Source organism: Cognatiyoonia sp. IB215182 (assembly GCF_033963905.1).
Classification (GTDB): domain Bacteria; phylum Pseudomonadota; class Alphaproteobacteria; order Rhodobacterales; family Rhodobacteraceae; genus Yoonia.
Genome location: NZ_JAXBMB010000007.1, coordinates 257,679 through 277,619 on the forward strand (window position 1 = coordinate 257,679; position 19,941 = coordinate 277,619).

The 19,941-nt window shown below is 58.5% G+C and carries 19 protein-coding genes and 1 tRNA gene; 13 read left to right on the plus strand and 7 right to left on the minus strand.

Features of this window, described 5'->3' with window-relative positions; translation table 11 throughout:
- Nucleotides 1-7 precede the first annotated feature (7 nt).
- Both SLH47_RS16290 and SLH47_RS16295 read right to left on the minus strand, forming a co-directional pair.
- Nucleotides 8-1,924 carry an extracellular solute-binding protein gene (locus tag SLH47_RS16290; protein WP_320240768.1) on the minus strand — a complete coding sequence of 639 codons (1,917 nt, stop codon included), beginning with the start codon at nt 1,922-1,924 and terminating at the stop codon, nt 8-10.
- A gap of 165 nt (nt 1,925-2,089) precedes the next feature.
- On the minus strand, nt 2,090-2,608 hold the full coding sequence (locus SLH47_RS16295) for a c-type cytochrome (RefSeq protein ID WP_320240769.1): 519 nt from the start codon (nt 2,606-2,608) through the stop codon (nt 2,090-2,092).
- A 120-nt stretch (nt 2,609-2,728) separates the two neighbouring features.
- On the opposite strand from SLH47_RS16295, the gene SLH47_RS16300 reads away from it, so the two are divergent.
- Nucleotides 2,729-3,577: a prephenate dehydratase gene (locus tag SLH47_RS16300; RefSeq protein WP_320240770.1), complete on the plus strand. Its 849-nt coding sequence runs from the start codon at nt 2,729-2,731 to the stop codon at nt 3,575-3,577.
- On the opposite strand, the gene SLH47_RS16305 is transcribed toward SLH47_RS16300, so the two are convergent.
- The 4 genes from SLH47_RS16305 to SLH47_RS16320 form a co-directional block, all read right to left on the minus strand.
- Nucleotides 3,574-4,314, minus strand: a complete 741-nt coding sequence (locus SLH47_RS16305) for a SagB/ThcOx family dehydrogenase (protein WP_320240772.1) — start codon at nt 4,312-4,314, stop codon at nt 3,574-3,576. The two genes, SLH47_RS16300 and SLH47_RS16305, sit on opposite strands and share 4 nt — an antisense overlap.
- Before the next feature lie 3 nt (nt 4,315-4,317).
- Nucleotides 4,318-5,625 carry a YcaO-like family protein gene (locus SLH47_RS16310; protein ID WP_320240774.1) on the minus strand — a complete coding sequence of 436 codons (1,308 nt, stop codon included), beginning with the start codon at nt 5,623-5,625 and terminating at the stop codon, nt 4,318-4,320.
- Nucleotides 5,622-6,773, minus strand: a complete 1,152-nt coding sequence (locus SLH47_RS16315) for a TOMM precursor leader peptide-binding protein (protein ID WP_320240775.1) — start codon at nt 6,771-6,773, stop codon at nt 5,622-5,624. Before SLH47_RS16315 ends, SLH47_RS16310 begins: the two co-directional genes overlap by 4 nt.
- 81 nt (nt 6,774-6,854) lie before the next feature.
- Entirely contained in the window at nt 6,855-7,472 is a 618-nt protein-coding gene (locus SLH47_RS16320; RefSeq protein ID WP_320240777.1) for a TetR/AcrR family transcriptional regulator, read from the minus strand.
- A 94-nt stretch (nt 7,473-7,566) separates the two neighbouring features.
- Between SLH47_RS16320 and SLH47_RS16325 the strand changes: the two genes are divergently transcribed.
- The gene (locus SLH47_RS16325; protein WP_320240779.1) at nt 7,567-8,694 is read left to right on the plus strand and encodes an efflux RND transporter periplasmic adaptor subunit; all 1,128 of its coding nucleotides are present in this window, start codon (nt 7,567-7,569) and stop codon (nt 8,692-8,694) included.
- Between the two features lie 5 nt (nt 8,695-8,699).
- Complete coding sequence (locus SLH47_RS16330; protein WP_320240781.1) at nt 8,700-11,831, plus strand: efflux RND transporter permease subunit; 3,132 nt, start codon at nt 8,700-8,702, stop codon at nt 11,829-11,831.
- A 37-nt stretch (nt 11,832-11,868) separates the two neighbouring features.
- Here SLH47_RS16330 and SLH47_RS16335 read toward each other — a convergent pair.
- Nucleotides 11,869-11,943: transfer RNA gene (locus SLH47_RS16335), tRNA-Thr, on the minus strand.
- 240 nt (nt 11,944-12,183) lie between these two features.
- Between SLH47_RS16335 and murA the strand changes: the two genes are divergently transcribed.
- From murA to SLH47_RS16385, 10 genes are all read left to right on the plus strand, one after another.
- The gene (gene murA, locus SLH47_RS16340; protein ID WP_320240783.1) at nt 12,184-13,449 is read left to right on the plus strand and encodes a UDP-N-acetylglucosamine 1-carboxyvinyltransferase; all 1,266 of its coding nucleotides are present in this window, start codon (nt 12,184-12,186) and stop codon (nt 13,447-13,449) included.
- Nucleotides 13,446-13,925: a DUF2948 family protein gene (locus SLH47_RS16345; protein WP_320240785.1), complete on the plus strand. Its 480-nt coding sequence runs from the start codon at nt 13,446-13,448 to the stop codon at nt 13,923-13,925. Before murA ends, SLH47_RS16345 begins: the two co-directional genes overlap by 4 nt.
- 141 nt (nt 13,926-14,066) lie before the next feature.
- Nucleotides 14,067-15,335, plus strand: a complete 1,269-nt coding sequence (locus tag SLH47_RS16350) for a hypothetical protein (protein ID WP_320240787.1) — start codon at nt 14,067-14,069, stop codon at nt 15,333-15,335.
- Between the two features lie 77 nt (nt 15,336-15,412).
- The gene (hisD, locus tag SLH47_RS16355; RefSeq protein WP_320240788.1) at nt 15,413-16,723 is read left to right on the plus strand and encodes a histidinol dehydrogenase; all 1,311 of its coding nucleotides are present in this window, start codon (nt 15,413-15,415) and stop codon (nt 16,721-16,723) included.
- Nucleotides 16,720-17,199: a UPF0262 family protein gene (locus SLH47_RS16360; protein WP_320240791.1), complete on the plus strand. Its 480-nt coding sequence runs from the start codon at nt 16,720-16,722 to the stop codon at nt 17,197-17,199. The genes hisD and SLH47_RS16360 overlap by 4 nt, the downstream gene beginning before the upstream one ends.
- A 1-nt stretch (nt 17,200) precedes the next feature.
- Nucleotides 17,201-17,671 (plus strand): low molecular weight phosphatase family protein, encoded by a 471-nt coding sequence (locus SLH47_RS16365; protein WP_320240793.1) that lies wholly within the window; start codon nt 17,201-17,203, stop codon nt 17,669-17,671.
- Nucleotides 17,672-17,831: 160 nt separating this feature from the next.
- Nucleotides 17,832-18,050, plus strand: coding sequence for a translation initiation factor IF-1 (gene infA, locus SLH47_RS16370; protein ID WP_007205486.1), 219 nt, complete (start codon nt 17,832-17,834; stop codon nt 18,048-18,050).
- 60 nt (nt 18,051-18,110) lie between these two features.
- Complete coding sequence (locus tag SLH47_RS16375) at nt 18,111-18,716, plus strand: nucleoside triphosphate pyrophosphatase (RefSeq protein ID WP_320240812.1); 606 nt, start codon at nt 18,111-18,113, stop codon at nt 18,714-18,716.
- Nucleotides 18,713-19,747: a ribonuclease E/G gene (locus SLH47_RS16380; RefSeq protein ID WP_320240814.1), complete on the plus strand. Its 1,035-nt coding sequence runs from the start codon at nt 18,713-18,715 to the stop codon at nt 19,745-19,747. The genes SLH47_RS16375 and SLH47_RS16380 overlap by 4 nt, the downstream gene beginning before the upstream one ends.
- Complete coding sequence (locus SLH47_RS16385) at nt 19,747-19,932, plus strand: DNA gyrase inhibitor YacG (RefSeq protein WP_320240816.1); 186 nt, start codon at nt 19,747-19,749, stop codon at nt 19,930-19,932. Before SLH47_RS16380 ends, SLH47_RS16385 begins: the two co-directional genes overlap by 1 nt.
- Nucleotides 19,933-19,941 lie beyond the last annotated feature (9 nt).

Consider the following 19,941-nt stretch of genomic DNA (forward strand, 5'->3'; position numbering starts at 1 on the left):
TCGCGCCTTACTTGAACGCGTCTGCCGCGCGCAGGGCTTCGAATTTTTCTTCGTTGATCCACCAGTAATCCAGATGGCCAAGGCCAAATTCGGGCAGATTTTCAGGGTATTCGTAGAAGTCGTAATAGGCGACCCAGTTTGTCGGGTTAAAATAGGTGGGCACCATGAAGTACTCGTAACGCATGATCCGATCGATGGCCCGCACGCCTGCTGCCATGTCGTCATAATTCTCGGCAACCTTTACAAGCTCGGTAATGGCGTCGACGGCCTCAGAGCAGAAACCGGCCGGGTTGAAGACGTCATCACGATCTTCACAGCCATATTTTTGACCAAGACCCGCACCTTCCTGCAGGCCGTTGCGGTAACCGTCAAAAATCATGTCAAAATCGTTGCTCTGGGTCCGTGCCTGATATTGGGACGGGTCCACCCGGTTATAGGTGGCATTCACCCCAAGCCGCTGCAGATTCTCGATATAGGGGTTAAAGATGCGGTCAAAGGACTGCCGCGTCTCAAGCAATTCGACATCAAGCGTGTTGCCATTTGCATCGCGCAAAAGACCGTCATCGCCGGATGTAAAGCCGGCCTCTTCTATCAGGGCAAGCGCCTGACGCAGGTTGCCGCGATCAAGCGGGCGGTTACCACTTTCATGCGGCAACAGGGCCTCTTCGGTGAAAATCGCCTCTGGCAGCAGGTCACGCACAGTTTCGAGGATCTCAAGCTCGCGCCCTTCCGGCAAACCCACCGCTTTCAGACGATCATTCTCCCAAAAGGCTTCGCGCTGCTGAAACAGACCATATTGCAGGTTTTCGTTGGTCCAGGTGAAGTTATACATCAGGCCCAGGGCCCGGCGCACATTGCGATCCTGAAACTTATCAAGCCGCATATTGAAGACAAAGCCGTTGGCACGCGGCGGCGTGCCCTCAGCAAACTCTTTCTTGATCACCTGCCCCCGTTCGATAGCCGGGAAATCATAGGATGTCGCCCAGTTGATCGAGCTTGTCTCGCGGCGCAATGTGAACTCACCGGCTTTGAACGCCTCAAACGCCGTATCGGTGTCGGCGAAATATTCGATCCGGATGGAATCGTAATTTCCCCGACCAATCCGCATCGGATGATCGGCGCCCCAATAGTCGGGATTGCGGGTGTAGATGATCTGACGACCGGGATCGACCGAAGAAATGCGGTATTCACCAGTTCCGGGAGACGTTTCCAGCCGTGCCTCATCCATGCGGGCACCGGTTTCCTCAAACCAGGCCTTCGACATTACAATTGTCGTGCCCATTTGCGAGATCCGCCCGCGTAGGGGAAAGTCGGGATTGAAGTCGAACCTGACGGTGTAATCGTCAACGGCTTCGTAAGACGGCACGAGTTGCTGGATGTAGGTGGCGTAAGACGGCGTGCCCTGTTCGCGGAACAATTCATGGGTAAAAACGACATCATGGGCGGTCATCGGTGTGCCGTCAGAGAATGTCACATCATCGCGCAAATTGAAGATCACATATGACCGGTCTTCGGGATATTCGAGCGTGGTGCAGAGCACGCAGTAAAGTGAGCCGACCTCGTCCGATGTCGAGTCCATCATCCGCTCGAAAATGGACGAAGACAGCGCACCGGGTGTGCCCGACAATGTCGCAAACGGGTTCATGCTGTCGAAAGTGCCGCCCACGGCCAGACTGATCTGCCCGCCAAGCGGCGCTTCGGGGTTTACGTAGTCCAGATGCGGCGCATCGATCGCGTATTTCAACTCGCCATATTCGTTAAACCCGTGGCTTTCGATGATCACCGGCTCATCCTGCGCAAAGACCTGACCTGCTGCGAGAACGGCGCCAAACCCCAAAACAGATCCCCAGAACCAGTGTTTGAGCGGAAAAGCCTGCATTTCGCGACTTTTGGCAACCGCACGGGGTTCAGGGTGTTTTTGCATCACAGTCTCCGGTTTGGGCGAAAGCATATTACTTATAAATGAAGCTAGAAGACACGATGGCAAATATTCAAGTTCCGATTAGTTGAACAGATGGTGAAGACACCGTCATAAATGTGCAAAGGCCGTCCAGATTGGACGGCCCAAAACACATTCATGTCACTGAAATCAATCGGCAAATGTCGCGAGATAGGCGATCAGATTAGCGCGATCTTCCGCACTGCGCATACCGTTATAGCTCATGATCGTTCCCGGCGCATAACCGCGTGGGTTTTCCAGAAACGCGTTCAACTCTTCTGGTGTCCAGACCTCGGCTGCGTCAATCAGCGCGCCGGAATAGTTGAAATCATCATAAAACTGCACGGGGCGGTTGACGACACCGTAAAGCGCGGGGCCGGTACCGTGCTGGCCCGCCTCAAGCGCGTGGCACGACCGGCATCCGCGCCATAGTCCTTCGCCGTCTGCGGCACTCGCCGACGCGAAGATGACAGAAAATGGCACTTCTTCGACCTCTTCCTCAGCCGCGCCTTCCGCATCGGCGACCTCGATCACATAAGCCTGCGCATGGTCCTTTCCGTGGCCGCCGGAGTGATAGATCTCTTCCGCAAGCCAGGCGCCCAGCAGGTAAACCAAAAGCGTGCCGCAAAGCGCGCCAACCGCTTTGGTCATCGTCATTGTGTCGAACATGTCGCGTTCCATCTCATTTGCGTGTTTCGGCGCTATCTATCCGCTTCCAACACCGGGTTGCAAGGTATAGTGGCGCGACCTAACGCCCATTTTGACGGGGTGATGTGGGGAGGCTGCAGAATGGCATCGAAAATCGCATTTCAGGGTGAACTGGGCGCCTATGGGCACGAGGCATGTGTGACCGCCCGCCCCGACTTTGATCCCCTGCCCTGTAGCACGTTTGAAGACGCCATCGCCGCGGTGCGGGACGGCGATGCAGAGCTGGGCATGATCGCAGTCGAAAACTCCACCTATGGACGGGTGGCCGATGTCCATTCCCTGCTGCCGGAAAGTGGGCTGCATATCGTTGATGAGACTTTCGTGCGCGTGCATATCAATTTGCTCGGCACAAAGGATGCGGTTCTTGACGATGTAACAGAGGCGTTTGGCCACCCGGTCATCCTGCCGCAATGCGGGGCGTTTTTACGCAGCCATCAGATCAAGGGTCGCACAAGCTCAGACAATGCAAGAGCCGCGCGCGAAGTTGCCGCAGGCGACGACAAGCGCATGGCCGCACTCGCCTCCGAACTCGCGGCTGAGATTTACGGCCTCAAGATCCTCGCCCGTCACATCGAAGATCACGACCGGAATACCACGCGTTTCCTGATCATGGCGCGCGAGCCCGATTACCGGCGGCGCGGCACGTTCGGGATGATGACAAGCTTTGTCTTCCGGGTGCGCAACATCCCCGCAGCCCTTTACAAGGCCATGGGCGGCTTTGCCACGAACGGCGTCAACATGACCAAGCTCGAAAGCTACATGGTTGGTGGTGCTTTCACCGCAACCCAGTTTTACGCCGAGATTGAGGGGCATCCCGACGACCGGAACGTGCAACTGGCGCTGGAAGAGCTGCGCTACTTCACCGACCATCTGCATGTCATGGGCGTCTACCCGGCTGCAGCACGGCGGCATGACGAACCGAAGGGCTAGGCTGCCTCACCAATCGCGATGGTGTAGACAATCGCCTCGTTCGTGCCATCAAGGCCAATCATCTTGTTAAGCGCCGCATCATAATAGCCGCCCATACAGAGGCTGCTGAGACCCCGTTCCTCTGCAGCGAGGCACAGGTTCTGGGTAACGTGCCCTGCCTCAAACAACACGTATCGGTAGCCGCGTGGCCCATATTTAGCCTGCGTTCGAGCAAATTCGGCCCCCAAGCACAAAATGACAGGCGCCGTGGCGACACTCTCCCATGACAGAAATACATGGGCGGCGGCCTGATCCCATCCTTCTCCGCCAAGGGCGGCGAGGTCGTCGCCGATTGCGTCGTAGTGATAGATGCCTGCGGCGATCCCACTCACATTCCTAACCAGCGCATAGACTTCCAGCGGGTAAAGCGCCCCCGCCGATGGAACCGGACGACGCAATATCGTGTTTCCCAATGCATTCGCTGGCCCGGTCACCCCATAGGCCGTCCGTAGAAGCCCAGCAAATGTGTTGAGCGGCATTGGTTTATCCGCAAAGGCACGCTGCGAGACGCGCGCCACCGCAAGCTGGTCTACCGCACCCGGTGAGGTTTCAGGCAGGGCCACGCGCTCTGCATCCGGGTAGAACTTGGTTCTTTGATGAAACGGATTCGTCGGTTGTGGGTCTTGCCTGATCCACGGCTCGGAGTTCAGGTGAAAAAGCTGCGACAGGCCGGTCGGATCATAGATATTTGTGCTCATGTCTTATGCCAAAGGATGCGGACACGGGTTCAGCGTGTCCTCGGTCAAAGGCTCATCGCGCAGTCCCCACGCCACAGGGGCGTCAAAAAGGCGCCGTCCGCCATAGCGCCCCTGACCATATCCGAAGTGAATGGGCTGAAACCCAGTGATGATCACACGCACGACGCGCGGGCCGAGCGACGCAATGTCAGGTGGCGTGATATCCGTATAAGCCACGCGGGCGCCCGTCTCCGTCGCCGCCTTGACCACACGTTCAATCTGCCCCTGCAGATCGGTCGGCTCCGGGCGGGCGAGACTGGCGAGGTCGTATGGCGGCGTGTCATCGACGAGAAAATCAAACTCCGCCGCGTTTTCCGGGATCGTATGGAAAAGCGGGTGATCATTCAGCGTCTGCACCTGATCATATCCTGTCAGGCGGGTCGCGTAATCATCCATCTGCATCCGTACCACCATACCGGCTCGCAGCTGGCATAGCTCAAAAACCGCCTTGTCGACGGCAACGACCGGGTCAGCGTCACAACCAAGGCCGACAACCCGAAAGATGCCGCCTTCACGAGGATCCTCAGCGACAGCCATGATAACGTATGCCGCCTGATCCGAGTGCAGCCAGAACAGGCGCACCGCCACGCCGAAACGGCGGTAGTGCCGGATGATTGGGGCGGCGTTGCATCCGCTTTCCGGCGGAATGATCTTGCGGGCTGGCAACTTGTTGAGCCAGGTCAGCATGAACGCATCACGTTCGATCACCTCGTGCAGGCCACCAAGAATCGCGTGATCCAGATTTGGCCCTGCGGCAAGACCGTTAGAGGCGGAGGGCGTATAGAAATCCTCCATCCGTGGTGGAGGCCCAAGCGCATAGACCTGAGAGGCTGGCATCTCGATCGGCGCTCCGCCAGGCAATTCGATGCCCGTGATCCAGGATGTGGGGGTGTCAGGCGACCAAGGCGGAAAGGGAAAACCTGCCGCATGCTGGGCGCTGGAATAAAGCACGCAATCATCGGGCGTAATCGCATCCGCGGTGACAAGGCCGACGCGGACACGGGCGGGATCCCACTGAAACGAGGCGTAGCGTTCCATCCCCTCACCCAAGGCCGACAGCTTGGCCTCCGCCTCGGTCCGGCCTTTGCCGCCCGTCACGCGCACCCCGATCTGGGTCTGCTGGCTGTCGAAATGGGCCAGTGTCGCGTTCCAAAGGTAGGGCGGAGTCGGCTCTTGCGGTCCACGCATTTGCGGGATCAAGCTGGTGACGATGCCGCAGCGCGGGCTCACTAGGGCTGCAATCAGTCGCGCACTCTCATCCTGATCACTCATTCAGCAGCCTGTGCCGCAGCGCAGGCGGAGCAACCGGGTTTGCGCAGAACAGTATGCTTTTCCATATGCAGACCGGGGATCGTGATTTGCAGAAAGCATCCATCAAGGTTGGGAAGGCTCGTTCCTGACAGCCAAGTCAATGCCTCAGCCGCAAGCATACCGCCGGCGATATCCGCCGAGACTGCCAAGTTCTCGCGCTTGCCGGAAAGGTCTTTTTGCAGATTGCCCAGATAGGCCTCGGTACTGCCATGGGCGAACTGGTTTTGGGCTGCCGACATCTCGCGCATGCGCCAGCACATGTAGCACGGGCCGGCATCATGTCGGAAAAAGCCGGGACCGAGGACGATATTGGTTCCTTCCAGCGACGCCGCGATCCATGCCAGATTTGCCGCCTTGCAGGCCATGTTGAGATAAAGTGCGGTTGCCTGCTCACCTGACTCGACGCAGCACAACGCCAGATGCGCGCCAGAGATCAGAGGCATGACCGCATTTGGATCTGCCGGGCGCACATCATAATGTGTGACCTGCGTCGCCCCATCTGCCGCCTGCAAAGCTGTGGCGAGGGCCATGGCCCGGTTCCTGCCAAGATCAGATTTCTGAAACAGGCCAGAGAAGTAAAGATCACTAGCCGCCACCTCATTGGGATCAACAAGCGTCAGCTGACCGATCCCGGCCGCAACCAGAGCACGCGCTGCGACGGCGCCATGCATGCCTGCCCCAAAGACGACAACATGTGCCGCCTCCAACCGCTTTTGCGCCGCCATGCCCTCATGCGCTGTTTCTGACAGCCAGCCAAGTTGTGGCGTGCGGTCGATGGCGCCCGGCTCCGTTGGCACGCCGTCGCCCTCAACCAGAATGCCCTGCTGTACCAACGTGTTGAGCGATGCCAGAAGGTCGGACTTTGAAAAGAGATGCCCGGCCTTGTCGCAAATCGCATCGATATCCAACTGACCGTTCAAAAGCGGCACAACAACCTCTTCAAATTCCCGAAAAGACTGCCCCTGCAAGGTCAGGTTCCGCCGCCACGAGACAAAGCGCAGCGTCTCGTCCTCGTGCCCGTTAGCAGCCTCCGTCCAATGCAGAAAACATTTTGGCAGCAATGGTTTACGCAGCGCGAATTCTGCCTTGATTTGCTCTTGGTCCGTCACCAACCACCTGTCCCGCTTGGAGTTTGCCTTGCGCCCAATTGCTGCAGGAATGGCCACAAAAGCGCAAGGGGCGGTGTGGTTTCAGCTGGCCTCTGGCACAATCCGCTCGGCGATTTCGACAAGGACGTCTTCCAGATCATGGGGCATCTTGTTGTCCGCAAGCTTGCCATCGATGCTGAGAAACGACAGCCCGTGAACGAAACTCCATAGCAGAAACGCCTTGTTGCGGTCTTCGTCGGCGATCTCGGTGCGGCCGTGACACTTGGCGACCTCCATCTGCACGAATTCAAACTTCTGGTCGCCAAGCGCCTGAAGTTGATCATCCGCCTCCTCTTCGCCCGACCAGGTGAACATCAGCCTGAACACGCCGGGCTCAGTCGTGGCAAAGCGGATATAGACACGGCCAAGCGCCACGATGCGTGCCTGACTGCCCTCAGGATGCGGGGCAATTTCGGCGACCATTTGCTCGGACTGACGAATCATGCCCGCCATGGCCACCTCGCGCAGCATCTCGGTCTTGTCCTTGAAATGCTTGTAGGGCGCGGCCGTCGACACCCCGGCGCGGCGACAGGCCTCTGACACCGAGAAGTTGTCAGGCCCCTTCTCTTCGACCAGAGCCCGTGTTGCCTCAATCAATTGCGCGCGTAAATCGCCGTGGTGATAGCGCTCGCGTCTTGTCGGTTCTTTTACGTTTTCCATGATCCAGTCTTTTTCAAAGAACGTAACACTTGTCAAAGTAAGAGTTTCTAACATATGTTAGAAGCGCTAACATTGCATTGTGCGAGGTGATCCTATGCAAGACAAGACAAAACCAAGTTTCGTCAAACGTGGCCTGACAGGGATCGGGACATTGGTCGTCATTGTCGGCGCGGGCGCTGCCGTCAGTGTTGGCGCGGAGATTCTGACAGATCGCGCGTCGCAAACACCGCCACCCGCTGCCGCCGACCTGACACCGGTTGCTATTGAAACGTTGCGGTTCGAAGACGTCTATATGCTGACTCGCCGCTTTCTTGGCCAGGTCGAGGCCAATACCGAAGTTGCGATTTCGTTCGAACTTGGGGGCCGTCTTGCCGACCTACCTGTTGAAGAAGGAGCCGCTGTTTCTGCAGGCGACGTGATCGCGCGGTTAGACACCGCCCTTCTTGAAGCCGAGGTAGCCCGCCTGAATGCCTCGCGCGATGCAACAATCGCGCAACTGACATTTGCCGAAGCGCGCCTGATCCGCGCAACAGAACTCTTAGGCGACGGATTCTCCAGCCAGGAGACGCTCGATCAGGCCCGCGCCAGCCGGGACGAGTTAGTCGCGCGGATTGCCGAAATCGATGCGGCCTTACAAAGCGTTCAGATCAATCTCGACAAATCGGTCGTCTACGCCCCGTTTTCAGGACGCGTCGGGACGCTAGCCGTTGAAGCGAATGAAACGCTGGGCGCGGGCCAACATGTGCTCACCCTAATCGAAACGACGGCGCCCGTCGTGCGCATCGGGCTGCCGCTGCAGATTACGCCCGATATGCTGGAAAACGCCGAGATTGAGATTGCAGGCACCAGCTATCCGGCCCGGATCAAACAGCTGCGACCCGATATCGACCCGGTCACGCGTACACGCACCGCATTGCTTCACGTCGACGCACCAACTGCGCCAGCGTTCGGACAAACGGCGATCTTGACCATGCAGACGCCGGTTCAGGCGCGTGGGGCCTGGGTGCCGATTGATGCCTTGCAGGAAGGCGCTGGAAGCGTTTGGACCGTACTGGTGGTTGACGATGGCGTTGTGCGCACAGCGGCGGTTGAGATCCTGCATGCCGAAAGCGACCGCGCCTATGTGCGCGGCACGTTCGCCGATGGGGCGCAGCTGATCAAATCCGGTGCGCATCGTCTGGTGCCGGGTCAGCAGGTCTCTGTCCTCGCGACGAAAGGATAGGTCCGATGCGCACGCTCACATTCCGCCAGCCACGCCTTGTGGCGCTGATCCTGCTGGTTCTCATTTCCGCCGGGCTATCCTCTTTTCTCTCGCTTGGTCGCCAGGAAGACCCGACAATTACCAACCTTTTTGCCACGGTGACGACGCAGTTCCCGGGCGCTGACCCCGCGCGTGTTGAAACACTGGTGACCGCCGAGATTGAAGAGGAACTCCGCACCATTCCAGAGGTCGATGTGATCACCTCAGTCTCGCGGTCGGGCGTTTCGGTGGTCTCAATTGAGCTTTTGGAAACACTGGATGACGCAACCATCGAGCAGGTCTGGTCAGAAGCGCGCGACGCGGTTGAGGCAGCGCGTCGCACCTTCCCCGCCGGTGTGCAGACGCCTGACTTCGATGCCGAAGGAATCTCGGCCTATTCAGGCGTCATCGCGGTCACCGCTGACCACGACACGGTGCCAATGACAATTGTGCAGGCCCATGCCGACGCATTGGCCGACCGTTTGCGCGCCATCCCTTCGACACGCGCCGTCGACCTTTTTGGCGAGACAGAGGATGAGGTGCTGGTAACCGTCGACGCTCAAGCCGCCGCCGCCCTGGGGCTGACAGCACAAGACATCTCGCGTCTGATCACGGCGGCAGATGGCAAAGTGCAAGCGGGGCGGCTGCAAAGCAGTGATGTGGACCTGACCATCAACATCTCTGGTGCGATTGAGGCGCTGGATCGTCTGAGCGAAGTTGTGCTTCGCCAGAATGCGCAGGGTGCAACGGTGACTTTGGCGGATATCGCGACGGTGACGCGCGGCCACCGGCAACCGGCATCGGAATTGGCCATTGCAAATGGCCGACCTGCCATTCTGGTGGGTGTTCTGGCTCAGGATGGCGTCCAGATTGACCGTTGGATGACGTTTGTGCGCGAGGAACTCGCTGCTGGCGCGGAGCAGATCCCGGTGGGCCTCTCCGAGACTTTGATGTTCGATCAAAGCACCTACACCGCAGACCGGCTCGCCGAAGTCGGCACCAACATGGCGATCGGTGTGAGCCTTGTTGTGGCGGTCCTGTTCATCACATTGGGCGTGCGGGCGGCCGCGATTGTGGCGCTGGTCCTGCCGGTCGTGTCACTCGCCACGCTGGCCAGCATGAATTTCATTGGCTTGCCCATCCATCAAATGTCCGTGACGGGCCTGATCGTGGCCCTGGGCCTCTTGGTCGATGCGGCCATCGTCATGGTCGACGAGGTACGCCAACGCTTAGCCAAGGGGATGGCACGCATCGATGCCGTCGGCGACGCAACCGCGCGTCTGGCCGCACCTCTGCTTGCATCCACAGTGACAACTGCCCTGTCTTTCACTCCGATGATCCTTTTGCCCGGCCCCGCGGGCGACTTTGTGGGCTCCATCGCCATTGCCGTGGTGCTGATGCTGATCTGGTCGCTGTTCATCGCGCTAACGGTCACGCCCGCGCTTGCCGGTCGCTTTCTCAGCAGCGGACGCGCTGGCGGCATTCAGATGCCCCGCTTGGGCAGGGCATTTCATGGGCTGATCGGATTGTCCGTGCGTAATCCGGTGCGATCGATGGCCATAGCGCTAATCCTGCCGGTGCTCGGTTTCGCCGCATTCCCCACTTTGACCGCACAATTCTTCCCCGGCGTCGAGCGTGATCAGTTCTACATCGAAATGGACATGCCACCCGGCACATCCATCACCGAAACAGCCGCCATTGCGACCGAGGTTGACACGATTCTCGCCGAAACTGCCGGGATCGACCGCGTCTACTGGTCCATCGGACAATCGGGCCCGGCCTTCTATTACAACATCACCGGCGGCCGCGCGTCCGAGCCTGCCTATGCGCAAGCCATGGTCAAGACCGACACGGCACCAGACGCCGCACGTTTGGTTCCAGCATTGCAGCGCAGGCTTGAGGCCACCTACCCCGCAGCGCGCATCATTGTCCGCGATCTGGTACAGGGCCCGCCCGTGGCAGCCCCGATTGAGGTACGCCTCGTCGGGCCCGACCTTGATGTCCTGCGCAGCCTCGGCGACGAGGCGCGCGCGATCCTCGCGGACTTGCCTTTGATCACACAGGTGCGCGCGGGGGTTGTGGGCGGTGCACCGCAGCTGCGCTATGAGATTGACGAAAATGCGGTGCGGCTGTTGGGTCTGAACCTGACCGATGTGGCATCCCAACTCGAGGCCGGTTTGGTGGGTGTTACGGGCGGTAGTCTTGTTGAAGGGACCGATCAGTTACCGGTCCGCGTGCGTTTCGGCAGCGATCTGCGCGCTGACGTGCAGGAAATCAGCGATCTGCCCATTATCCTGCCAAATGGCGGTACACTCTCTGGCTCAGGGACGCTGCCCATCGTACCCCTGTCCGAACTGGCAAATCCCGTGCTTGAGCCTGCCGAAAGCGTGATCACCCGCCGCAATGGCGAGCGGATCAACACCGTGCAGGCCTTCATCGTACCGGGTGTCCTGCCGGAAGAGGCGTTGCAAATGGCGCTCGCGGCCCTTGATGACAGGGGCTTTGAGGTGCCACGTGGCTACCGGATTGAACTCGGCGGTGACAGCGACGCGCGCTCCAGCACAGTTGGCAACCTTTTGGCATCGGTTGGGCTAATCGTGACCCTGACGATTGCGACAATTGTGCTGACATTCAACTCTTTCCGCCTGACCGCAATTGCCCTGGTGGTCTGCGTTCTGTCAGCGGGGCTATCGATGCTGTCGCTCGCGCTCTTGCAATATCCCTTTGGCATCAATGCCATTATCGGGGTGATCGGCTCCATAGGGGTTTCCATCAACGCGGCCATCATCATCCTGACCGGGCTGAAGGCCAATCCGGATGCGGCAGCCGGTGACATCAAAGCGATCGCGGATGTTGTCACAGGGTCAAGCCGCCACATCACATCGACCACGATCACGACATTCGGAGGATTCCTACCCTTGATCCTCGCCGGAGGCGGCTTCTGGCCCCCCTTTGCGGTCGCAATCGCAGGCGGGGTGATGTTCTCAGCAGTGATCTCATTCTTCTTCACACCGGCAGCATTCACGCTTCTCTACCGGCGGAAGCGGAATGTGCTGGTCCTGGCCCCAGACACCAAGGTGCCAGCCCAAAACGCCATGAAGGCAGTCGCCGCCGAATAAGCGGTATGACGTTCTATCACTTTGGGCGGAGTCCATCTGGTGCTGCTGGGGAGGATTGAACTCCCGACCTCACCCTTACCAAGGGTGCGCTCTACCACTGAGCTACAGCAGCTTACCGTGGCCGGTGAATTAGACCCAATCGCCTATTGGCGCAAGCCCTGACTGGACCCTTTTTGACCAAGTTGGTAACAGCATGGTCATGAGCAATAAGTCAACGCCCAACGCCAAAAGCAGCGCGCCCGCGACCCGTGAAGACAGGTTGAAAGCCGCGCTGAAAGCAAACATGGCAAAAAGAAAGGCGCAAGCCCGTGCAAGGGCCGACAAAACAACAAAAGAGAAAGACTAGGCAGGTATGGATTCCATTGTCGTTAAGGGCGGTCAACCGCTCAGCGGACAGATACAGATTGCGGGCGCAAAGAATGCAGCGCTGACATTGATGCCGGCGACACTGCTCTCCGAAGAGCCGCTGACGCTGACCAATGCGCCGCGATTGTCGGATATCAAGACGATGACCGCGCTCTTGCAATCCCTTGGTGTCGAGGTCACGGCCATGAAGGACGGCAATGTCCAGGTGCTGTCATCGCATGCTTTAACCTCAACGACTGCTGACTACGATATCGTGCGCAAGATGCGCGCCTCGAACCTTGTGCTGGGGCCGCTGCTGGCCCGTCATCATCAGGCCGTTGTTTCGTTGCCCGGTGGTTGTGCGATTGGCGCGCGGCCTATGGATATCCATGTCACAGCACTTGAGGCTTTGGGGGCCGAGATTGAGCTGAAGGACGGCTATCTGCATGCCGTTGCCAAAGGTGGGTTGAAAGGGGCCAAGGTCGCGCTGCGCTTTGCCTCGGTTGGTGCCACGGAAAACGTGCTGATGGCAGCGACACTCGCCAAAGGGACGACAGTGATCGAGAATGCGGCGCGCGAGCCCGAGATTGTCGATCTGGTGAAATGCCTTCGGGCCATGGGGGCGCAGATCGAAGGCGAAGGTACCAGCACGATCACGGTCGAGGGCGTCGACAGGTTGGGTGCGGCAAGCCATGCGGTTGTGACTGACCGGATTGAGTTGGGGACTTACATGCTTGCCCCTGTCTTTGCCGGTGGCGAGGTTGAATGCCTCGGTGGTCGTCTGGATCTGGTGGGCTCTTTTGTTGAGAAACTGGATGCTGCAGGCGTATCGGTGACCGAGACTCAGGCGGGGCTGAAGGTCAGCCGTGCGAATGGGCGTGCGAAGGCCGTGGACGTCACAACAGAGGTTTTCCCCGGCTTCCCGACCGACTTGCAAGCCCAGATGATGGCGATGTTGTGCACGGCCGAGGGTACGTCCGTCCTCGAAGAGAAGATCTTTGAAAACCGGTTCATGCATGCGCCGGAACTCGTGCGCATGGGTGCGCAGATCGAGGTTCATGGTGGTACGGCGACGGTGCATGGCGTCGACAGGCTGAAGGGCGCCCCCGTGATGGCGACGGACTTGCGCGCGTCGGTGTCGCTAATCCTTGCCGGTCTCGCCGCCGAGGGTGAAACGATCGTCAGCCGCGTCTATCATCTGGATCGCGGTTATGAACATGTTGAGGAAAAGCTGGGCGCCGTTGGGGCACAAATTGAACGCGTGACGGGATGAGTGAAGACGCAACGTTTGAAGATGGTCGCGAAGCGCCCTTGCGGTTGAAGGCGCTGGATGGCGAAGACCTGTCGGTGATCGCCAGCCTTGTGCAGGACGCCGTCTTTCCCGCCAGTGAAATGCGCTGGGACAGCAAAGCGCGGCGCTTTGCCATCCTGCTCAACAGATTCCGTTGGGAGGATGCGCCAAGGGCCCAAGCGCGCAAGCGCCCGTTTGAACGTGTGCAGGCGGTACTGGCCTTTGAGGATGTGCTGCGTGTGCAATCGCAGGGCGTCGACAAGTCTGACCCTGACCTGGTGTTTTCACTGCTTTCAATCGCTTACACGCCGGACGAAGACGGCACCGGCCGCGTAGAATTGACGCTTGCCGGTGATGGGGTGATCGCGCTGGATGTAGAGGCACTAGAGGTCGTTTTGCGTGACGTCACGCGGCCGTATGCCGCCCCATCGGGCAAGGCACCATCCCATCCAGAATGACCGCTCAGCGTCGCCCTGCTAACGTAGGGAAGCTTGTTGGACCTCCTCGCTTGGGGTATCCGTGCGAGACATATTTGGATAGCGTGCTTGCGCCAAAGCTGTAGACTTGTTTGCAGGTAGCAACCACATAGCAATGTCGAAATGACTAAGACCGAAAGAATTCTCTCAGCGCTCATTATGCCGATTGCGCTGCCAATTGTGCTGATAATGTATGTCATCAACTTATTGTCGCGCGGAAAATACTGTAATGAAGTCTTTGATGCTGGCGAACGCGCTTTCGGTTCTTCTGCTCAGAAAGAGCGGATCAAAGCGGATGTCGTCACATCGACGCCATCGCTCGATCAGCATGCTGAAGTGATGGCGCGCGTGACGGATTTGGTCAAAGCTGATAACCTGCTTGAACTGTCAGATTGGATCAAAAACCTCGATCAATCGCGCGCCAGATGTGACGCGAATGTTAGTCTTGCAGAAACGGCGATAGATACCCTCTTGGATACTACGGCGGAATACAGAACCGAGGGCCACGATTGTCATCCGGATGATATCCTGTTCTTTGAGGATGCTTTGGTCAGCCGATATGAGCAGGAGGCCGCACAACATGCGCAAAGCTATCCATTGACTGTGATCGCTGCACGCATGCGATGTTTTCAAGGATGGACTCATCGCGGGTCAGACTATGCAAACTACGTGTCCGATGATGGATGGTTCGGGATGGCTGAACGCTTTGGCCAAGCTGATCTGCTGCTGCAGCGCTACGACCCAGCCAGGGACGATGCGCCCTTGCTCGCAGCAGCACGCCATCAACTGTTGGCATTTATGCCCAGAGCGGAAAAATATGTTTACGAATTCTATCACGAATGGAGCCAGCTGGACCGGCAGAACCAAACACCGCATAGGCAACACGCACTGATGATGTTGCCACGTTGGTTTGGATCGGATCACGATCTGCAGATTGCTGCATCACAGGCAGCGGCCAACACGCACGATGTAACGGGAGAGGCGGCCTATTTCACCATGTATCGCACGGTACTTGATGCGTGGGATCCTCATGTTCTGTCGATGGACACAACGCGTTTTGCGCAAGGTGCACATGATTTTCTGTCATTGAGAAACAACGATCCCTTTTGCGTCAATCAGCTCATCAATCAGATGGGTTGGTGGTATGCGTGGGGTGCAGCGCGCGGACTAAACGCATCACAAAAGAAACGCCGCAATCAAATCTCAGCTGATCTTAGAGCCTTGCATGACGATCTGCTTCGTACACGGCTCACGGCCATTTATGTAGATGCTTGGGAAGATGGTGAGGAAGCCGGTATTGAGGAGTTGGTACGCGTATTTAAAGAGGAATTGGAGAACAACGAAGTAATCCTGACTGGGGATGGTCCCGTTCTTCGCCCCCTCACCCATTGAAAGTCTGCCACAGCTCATTTGAGTGTATTGATGCATTGTCGTGCGCCAACTATGTCGTGGCGTCGAAGGAGATCCCGATGCCGCAATTCCTGTCCACGACCGATCCGGATTTCGGGGCCCGTTTTGGTGCTCTGTTGGGCGCAAAGCGCGAGGATAGCCCCGATGTCGATCATATCGTGGCCGAGATCATTGCCGATGTGCGGGCCCGTGGTGATGCGGCGGTGCTGGAACTAACGGCAAAGTTCGACAGGCTTGATCTGACGTCAGAAACCATGCGGTTTTCGCAGTCCCAGATAGATGCAGAATGCGCCAAGGTTTCTGATGAAGACCGAACCGCGCTGGAACTCGCCGCCGAACGGATCCGCGCCTATCACGCGCGCCAGATGCCCAACGATGCGATGTGGATGGATGAGACGGGGGCGGAACTGGGCTGGCGCTGGACGCCGGTGTCAGCGGCGGGCCTTTATGTCCCCGGCGGGCTCGCCTCTTACCCTTCCTCAGTGCTGATGAATGCGATCCCTGCCAAAGTCGCGGGTGTGGGGCGTTTGGCCATTGTCGTCCCCACCCCTGATGGCGAGACGAACCCGCTGGTCCTGCTTGCGGCAAGGATTGCAGGTGTTGACGAAATCTATCGCATCGGTGGGGCGCAGGCGGTGGCGGCGTTGGCCTATGGCACCGAAACTATTGCCCCGGTGGACAAGATCACCGGACCCGGCAACGCCTTTGTCGCCGCAGCGAAGCGACGTGTGTTCGGGAAGGTGGGGATCGACATGATCGCGGGCCCGTCGGAGATTCTCATCATCGCCGACCAGGATAATGACCCCGATTGGATCGCGCTGGACTTGCTTAGTCAGGCGGAACATGACGAAAGCGCGCAATCCATTCTGATCACCGACAACGCGGCATTCGGGCAGGCCGTCGCAGAGGCCGTTGAAGAACGACTCGAAACGCTCGAAAGACGCGAGATTGCTGGTGCCAGCTGGCGCGATTTCGGCGCTGTGATCACGGTGCAATCAATGGATGAGGCGGTTGCTCTCTCAGACCGGATCGCGCCCGAACATCTGGAGATTTGCACGCGCGATGCGGAAGCGCTTGCCGGCCAGATCACCCATGCTGGCGCAATCTTCATTGGGGGTTGGACACCTGAGGCCATCGGCGACTACATTGGAGGTCCGAACCATGTCTTGCCAACGGCCAGATCGGCCCGTTTTTCGAGTGGGCTATCCGTGATGGACTTTCTGAAAAGAACAACGCTGTCACGCATGACGCCAGAGGCACTGGCCGCGATTGGCCCTGCAGCAGAGCGGCTTGCGCAATCTGAAAGCCTCGAGGCGCATGGATTATCTGTGCGCGCGCGCCTTGATCGATTGAACAGGGGCGACCCATGACAAAAATCGTTCATATCGAAATTGACGACCGCAATCTGCCACCCCCGACACCTGAGATCGATCAGGAGCGGAAGGTGGCGATGTTTGATCTGTTAGAAGACAACAGCTTTACCATGCCCGCGCGTGACGGGCGCGATATCCCGCCAGGCCCCTACCGGCTCGGCCTTTCGATCAAAGAGCGGCGTCTGGTCTTTGACATCCGGCAGGCAGATGATGCGCCCGCGACCGAGTTTCATCTGTCCCTGGGACCGTTTCGACAGGTTGTGAAAGATTACTTTCAGATTTGCGAAAGCTATTTCGACGCGGTCAAGACGCTGCCTCCCAGTCAGATCGAGACGATCGATATGGCGCGCCGAGGTATCCACAATGAGGGCGCGCGCGTGCTGCAAGAGCGGCTTGAAGGGAAGGCCGAAGTCGATATCGACACCGCCCGCCGTCTTTTCACACTGATCTGCGTGCTGCATTTCGGGGGCTGATATGGCGGATGGCGGAAAATATCAGACGCTTCCGCAATCAGTCCTTTTTTGTTGCGACCACAACGCCGTCAGATCCCCCATGGCCGAAGGGATCATGAAGAAGCTTTATGGAACAGAGTGTTATATCCAGTCCGTAGGCGTCAAAAACGATCTGGAGATTGACGGTTTCGCCATTACAGTTTGTGCTGAGATCGGGGTGGAACTGTCGCGTCACCGCTCCCGCTCATTCGACGAGATGGAAGAATGGGGCGACGATCTTTCGTCGTTCGATCTCGTTCTTGCCCTGTCCCCCGCCAGCCAGCGCCGTGCACTCGACCTCACACAGTTTTATCATATCGACGTCGAATACTGGCCGATCCTTGACCCAACCGGCCTTGGTGACGCGCGTGAGGCACGCTTGACCGCTTACCGCGAAGCGCGCGATCAGATCATAAAGCGCCTGACCGATCGGTTCGGCCCCGCAAAGACTTAAGCAGCGTGGCATTTTCGCACTAGGCGTGGAGAACCTCTCAAAGACGCCAGATCGTCACGTCGAATTGCACCAGAAATCCGCCTTTGCCCTTGATATTCTTGGCGTACAGGCTCATTTAAGCGGCGCGTAAAGGATTGCGCGGATAAATGTAGGAGACCACATGGCCAAGGAAGAACTGCTCGAATTCCCAGGTGTCGTGAAAGAACTTCTGCCAAACGCGACGTTTCGGGTCGAGCTGGAAAACGGCCATGAGATCATCGCGCATACGGCAGGTAAGATGCGCAAGAACCGCATCCGCGTTCTGGCAGGCGACAAGGTGCAAGTCGAAATGACGCCTTACGATCTGACAAAAGGGCGTATCAATTATCGCTTCAAATAGGCCGCCCGCCGTTGCACGACGGCGCGTGGCACGGTTGGCTGAGCGCGTGCATTAACTGATATGACGACGCAATCACCCGACCACACCCTTAGGCTTATCCTCGGTTCCAGTTCTCCCAGACGACGAGAGCTGTTGGCCCAATTGAGCATCACACCCGCCGAGATACGCCCACCCGATATTGATGAAGACGTGCGCAAAGGTGAATTACCGCGCGATTACGTTAACCGCATCGCCGCGGAAAAGGCCGCCGCTGTCCCCATTTCAGCGGGTGAGGTTGCCCTTTGCGCCGATACAACCGTCGCCCTTGGTCGCAGGATCATGGGAAAACCTGCCGATACTGATGAGGCACGCGCTTTCCTGCATGCCTTGTCCGGACGCCGTCACAAGGTCATTACCGCCGTCGCCGTCAAACGCGACGATCAGATCTGGCAAAAGGATGTGCAAAGCACCGTGGCACTGAAATCGCTTAGCAAGGGCGAGATCGATGCTTATCTCGCTTCCGGTGACTGGCGGGGCAAGGCAGGTGGTTACGCCATTCAGGGACCAGCCGGCGCATTCGTGCCGTGGATCAACGGATCCTACACCGGCATCGTCGGCTTGCCGCTAACCGAAACGGCGGGCCTGCTGACCGCTGCAGGTTATCCGGTATATGGGAGAGAGAGATGAAAGGACGCACGATCATCCTCGATCATATTCACGGTCTTGAGGCGGCCGCGCTCTTGGTCGATGGCAAACTTGATGATCTGTTGATCGATCATCAAGACAGACCGCGTCCCGGCACGATCTACCGCGGCATTTGTGATCGCCCGATCAAGGGCCAGGGCGGCATGATGATGCGTCTGCCCGATGGCGCCACGGGCTTTCTGCGGCAGGGCAAAGGGTTGCGGCCGGGTCAGCCCCTGCTTGTTCAGGTGACGGGCTATGCGGAAGACGGCAAGGCTATTCCGGTAACCGACCGTGTCCTGCTCAAAAGCCGCTTTGCAATCATTACGCCGGGCAAGCCGGGAATCAACGTCTCACGCCAGATCACCGACGATGACAAGCGCGACACGCTGCGTGCCGTGGCGCATGAGACCTATGAGGGCGATCACGGGCTGATCCTACGCTCCTCCTGCGAAACGGGCGACGAGGCCGAGATCGCCGATGACATCACCGCCATGGCCAGCCTTGCCGACACCGTTCTGGCAGAGGCTGAGGGCAACGCACCGGACGCGCTTACCGAAGGGGACGGGCCACATTTGCTCGCTTGGCGGGAATGGCATGGGACATCCGATATTGTCACGCAACCCGGCGGTTTCGAAAGCGGCGGCGTGCTGGACCAGTTGGCGGAATTGAAACAGACCAAGGTCAATCTTGGCGACGGCTTTATGTATGTCGAACCCACCCGCGCACTGGTCGCCGTGGATGTGAATACAGGGGGCGACATGTCCCCCGCCGCTGCGCTGAAGGCAAATCTGGCTGCAGCACGCGCCTTGCCCCGCGCACTGCGATTGCGGGGTTTGGCAGGAAAGGTCGTCGTCGATTTCGTGTCGATCTCCAAGGCACATCGCAGACAGGTGGAACAGTCCTTGCGCGCTGCCTTCAAAGCGGACCCGATTGAAACCTCGCTTGTCGGATGGAGCCCGATGGGCCTGTTTGAGCTGCAACGCAAACGCGAGCGCCTGCCCTTGCCAGCCAGCCTGCTCAAGGACCTCTGATGCCCTGCCCTATCTGCAACAGATCATCGGAAAAGGCTTTTCGACCCTTCTGCTCAAAGCGGTGCGCAGATGTCGATCTGGCCAAGTGGTTCAACGGCAGCTACGCCATCCCGTCGCAGGACCAAAGCGATGTTGACCTGCCTGAAGACCAGTTGCCAGAGGACGCCAGAGACAAACCGCACTAGGCTGGCGGT